4 protein-coding genes are annotated in these 4,288 nt (G+C 71.6%); all 4 read right to left on the minus strand.

The window, feature by feature from the left end; genetic code table 11:
* The coding region (locus AX685_RS02875; protein WP_156445633.1) for a hydantoinase/carbamoylase family amidase at nt 1-741 on the minus strand (741 nt) is incomplete at its 3' end.
* The gene (locus AX685_RS02880; RefSeq protein WP_197418464.1) at nt 735-2,303 is read right to left on the minus strand and encodes a gamma-glutamyltransferase family protein; all 1,569 of its coding nucleotides are present in this window, start codon (nt 2,301-2,303) and stop codon (nt 735-737) included. The genes AX685_RS02875 and AX685_RS02880, both read right to left, overlap by 7 nt.
* 5 nt (nt 2,304-2,308) lie before the next feature.
* Nucleotides 2,309-3,217, minus strand: coding sequence for a 5'-methylthioadenosine/S-adenosylhomocysteine nucleosidase (locus AX685_RS02885; RefSeq protein ID WP_066485245.1), 909 nt, complete (start codon nt 3,215-3,217; stop codon nt 2,309-2,311).
* Nucleotides 3,214-4,288 (minus strand): NCS2 family permease (locus AX685_RS02890; RefSeq protein ID WP_066485250.1); only part of this gene is annotated, 1,075 nt, incomplete at its 5' end. The genes AX685_RS02890 and AX685_RS02885, both read right to left, overlap by 4 nt.

Consider the following 4,288-nt stretch of genomic DNA (forward strand, 5'->3'; position numbering starts at 1 on the left):
CACCATCTCCGCCGCCGCCGCCAACGCGTCGCGGCGCAGTCGCATCGCGCTGGTCCCGGCATGGCCCGCCTGCCCGGTGACGGAGCAGGAAAAGCGCAATTGCGCCGCGATCCCGGTCACCGCGCCCAGTGCCAGCCCCTCGGCCTCCAGCACCGGCCCCTGCTCGATATGCGCCTCCAGATAGGCGAGCGCGCCGGGGTGGCGCGCGGCCAGCAGCGCGGCGGGAGTCGTCCCCGCCTCCGCCAGCGCATCGGCCAGCGTCACGCCCGCCGCATCGGCCATGTCGGGCACCGCCGCCAGCGTCCCCGCCGCCGCGCGACTGGTCAGCATCGCCGCGGGGAAGCGCGATCCTTCCTCGTCGCCGAACGCGATCACCTCGATCGGGAACGGCATCCGCTTACCGCGCGCGTGCAGCGCCGCGGCGCATTCGATCGCCAGCGTGACGCCCAGCATCCCGTCATAGCGGCCGGCATCGCGCACGCTGTCGATATGGCTGCCGATCAGCAGCGGCGGGCCGTCGCGCATTCCCTCATAACGGCCGATCAGATTGGTCGCACCGTCGCGGCGCACGGTCATCCCGGCCAGCGCCATCCAGTCACCCAGCAACGTCTGTGTCACCCGCCACGCCGGGGAAAGCCATCCGCGATACAGCCCGTCCGGCGTGTCGCTATAGGGGACGGTACCCAGTACATCGCACCGCGCCACCGCGCGCGCGCCGCCGGGGTGCAGGCCGGTCACCATGTCGCCACGCCGCCGTCGCTGCGCGGATCGGTGGCGCCGTCCAGCCGCCCGTCGGCGTGGCGCACCACCGCCCCGGCATGGCCCATCGTCGCGGTCGGCGCGCCGACGCGCTCCACCTGATGCCCCGCCGCTGCCAGCCCGTCGTACACGTCGGGCGCGAATCCGTCCTCCAGCTTGAGCGAGGTCGTCTCCTCGCCCCAGGTACGCCCCAGCAGCCAGCGCGGCGCCGAGATCGCATCCTGAAGATCGACGCCGCGCGCATAGCGGGCGAACACGGCGCCCTGCGTCTGCGGCTGCCCCTCCCCGCCCATCGTGCCATAGGCCATGACGCGCCCGTCATCGAACCGCGCCAGCGCGGGGTTCAGCGTATGGAACGGCTTGCGCCCGGGCTTCAGCGCGTTCCACCCCGCCGCCGCCAGCCGAAAGCTGCTGCCGCGGTTCTGCCAGGTGATGCCGGTGTCGGGCAGCACCACGCCCGATCCGAATTCGAAATAGGTCGACTGGATGCACGACACCACCTGCCCGCGCGCGTCCGCCGCGCCGAACCAGCAGGTGTCGCCCCATTGCGGCGGCTGCGGCCACGGCAGCGCGCGCGCGGGATCGATCGCCGCGGCCATCGCATCCAGCGCGGCGGCATCGTCCAGCAGCGCCTGTGCGTCCTCGCTCATGTGCGCCGGGTCGCCGCAATGCCGGTCGCGCCAGCGGAACGCCTGCTTGGTCGCCTCGACCAGCCCGTGGACGAACGGCAGGTCGTCGACGCTGTCGATTTCCAGCCGGTCGAACAGCGCGAGGATCAGCAGCGACGCGATCCCCTGCGTCGGCGGCGCGCTGTTCCACAGCGTCGCGCCGCGGATCGCGACGCTCAGCGGGTCGGGCCGCGTCGCACGATGCGCCGCCAGATCGTCCGCCGACACCGGGCTGCCCAGCGCCGCCAGATCCGCCGCGATCCGCCGCGCCAGATCGCCGCGATAGAAGCTGTCCAGCCCGTCCGCCGCCAGCGTGCGCAGCGTCGCGGCCAGCGCGGGCTGGCGCAGGACGTCGCCGGCCACCAGCGGCCTGCCGTCCGGTTCGAAGATCGCGGCATAAGCGCCCGGCTGTCCCCGCAATTCCGCGCCCTTCGCCGCCGCGATCGCCGCGCCGCCCGCCGTGACGGCGACACCCCGTTCGGCATGGTCGATCGCATCGCGCAGCAGCCGGTCGAGCGGCAGCGTGCCGCCCGCCAGCGCCGCTTCCCATGCCGAAATCGTGCCGGCAACGGTATTCGCCGCCAGCGGTCCGCGCGTTGGCACCGTCGCCATCCCGGCATAGAGCGACAGGTCCGCCGCCGCCGCCGCGCCGCCGCACCCGTGGATGCCATGGACGCGCCCGTCGGCTTCCGCGATCAGCCAGAACCCGTCGCCGCCGATCCCGGTCATGTGCGGATAGACCACCGCCAGCGTGGCGGCGACCGCGACGCACGCCTCCGCCGCATTGCCGCCGTCGCGCAGCACCCCGCACCCCGCCTCCGCCGCCAGATGATGCGGCGCGCTGACGATCCCGTGCCGGCCAGTGACGGTCCGCATCGCGATCAATCCGGCAACGCGGCGACGAACGCGCGCACCACATCGGCGGAATTGACCGAGGCGAGCGCCATGAACGTCGTCATCTGGTTGGCATGTTCGTCCCCGCCCGCCAGATCCGACAGGCTGCGGAACACCACCGCCGGCACGCGATTGGCATAGGCGACCTGCACCACCGCGGCGCTTTCCATGTCCAGCACGCGCGCCTTCCACGCATCGTGCAGATAGGTGCGGAACTGCGCATTGTCGGCGAACACACCCGCGCTTACCCCGGTGCCCCCGACGACGATCTGCGGTGGATGGTCCAGGCACGCCGCCTTCGCCGCATCCGCGCACCGGCGCAGCGTCACGCGCCCCGCCACCTGCCGCGCCAGCGCCAGCAACTGCGGGTCGACGCTCAGCAGGTAATGGCGCGCCGCCGGTTCGGCCTCGTTGCCGACACGCACCCCGCGCGGGAACATCATCCCCCAGTTGGCGGGCGCGCCGGCATCGACCGGCTCGGGCGTGACCCAGCCCTTGGGCGTCTGCCGCGCGAAGGACACCTCCAGATACTGGCCCCAGTGTTCCGGCACGATCACGTCGCCGATCGACAACTGCGGGTCGACGCCGCCCGCGATCCCGGAAAAGACGATCCGCTTCACCCGGAACCGGTCGAGCACCAGCTGCGTGTTCATCGCCGCATTGACCATGCTGACCGCGCTCTGCATCAGCACCACCGGCTTGCCCGCCATCGTGCCGGTCATGAAGGTCAGGCCGTTGATGCGATATTCGCGCGGCTGCTCCACCGATCCGACCAAGGCATCCCATTCCGGCGGGAAGGCGGTCATCACCACGGTGCGCGGCGTCTCGTCGAGCCGTTGCGCCGCTGCGGGTGTGGCGATCAGCGCGGCGACCGCGATCAGGATGCGCCGGATCATGCCGCCCCTCCCATCCAGGCGAAGCGGATGACGAACAGCGCCGCCAGCAGGAACAGGAACCAGTCGCCCCGGGTGGCCGTGCCGCGCAGCAGCTTGAGCACCGCATGTGCGACGATGCCGAACGCCAGCCCGTTGGCGATCGAGAAGGTCAGCGGGATCATCGCCACCGTCAGGAACGCCGGGATCGCCGCCAGCGGGTCCTCCCACGCCACTTCCGTCACCGGCAGCAGCATCAGGCCGCCGACCACGATCAGCGCGGGCGCCGTCGCGGCCAGCGGCACCAGCTGGGCGTAGGGCGCGACGAACATCGTCGCGAGAAACAGGACGCCGGTGACCACCGCGGTCAGCCCGGTGCGCCCGCCCGCCTGCACCCCTGCGGCGCTTTCGACATAGCTGGTGACGGTGCTGGTCCCCGCCATCGATCCGACGACGGTGGCGACCGCATCGGTGACCAGGATGCGGTTCAGCCCCGGGATCTTCCCCGCCGCATCCATCAATCCCGCGCGCTTGGTCACCGCCACCAGCGTGCCTAGATTGTCGAACAGGTCGACGAACAGGAACACGAACAGGATTTCCAGGAGGCCCAGCCCATGGCTGCCGGTCAGCCCGAACACGCCTGGCAGGTCGAGCTTGAACGCGGTGCCAGTCAGCGCCGACAGGCTGTACGGCTCCGGCTTCATCACCACCTGTCCCGCGATCCAGGCGACGGCGGTGGTGGCGACGATCCCGATCAGCATCGCCCCGCGCACGTTCCACACGCTCAGCGCCCCGATCAGCGCGAGGCCGAACAGCGCCAGGATCGCGCCCGGCTGCGTCAGGTCGCCCAGCGCCACCAGCGTCGCCGGGTTGGCGACGATGATCCCGGCGTTGCGCAGCCCGATGAAGCCGATGAACAGCCCGATGCCCCCCGCCACCGCGGCGAACAGGTGTGTCGGGATCACCGCCACGATCAGCTGGCGCACCCCCGTCAGCGTCAAGATCAGGAACGCGATGCCCGACAGGAACACGCACCCCAGCGCCACCGGCCACGGCACGCCCATCTGCTGCACCACCGTGAAGCTGAAATAGGCG

This window comes from Sphingomonas sp. CCH9-F2, assembly GCF_001556735.1.
Classification (GTDB): domain Bacteria; phylum Pseudomonadota; class Alphaproteobacteria; order Sphingomonadales; family Sphingomonadaceae; genus Sphingomonas; species Sphingomonas ginsenosidimutans.

Excerpts from the sequence above, each read along its gene's own strand:
- AX685_RS02885 (WP_066485245.1), bottom strand. The coding sequence starts at position 3,217 with ATGATCCGGCGCATCCTGATCGCGGTCGCCGCGCTGATCGCCACACCC.
- AX685_RS02880 (WP_197418464.1), bottom strand. The coding sequence starts at position 2,303 with ATGCGGACCGTCACTGGCCGGCACGGGATCGTCAGCGCGCCGCATCAT.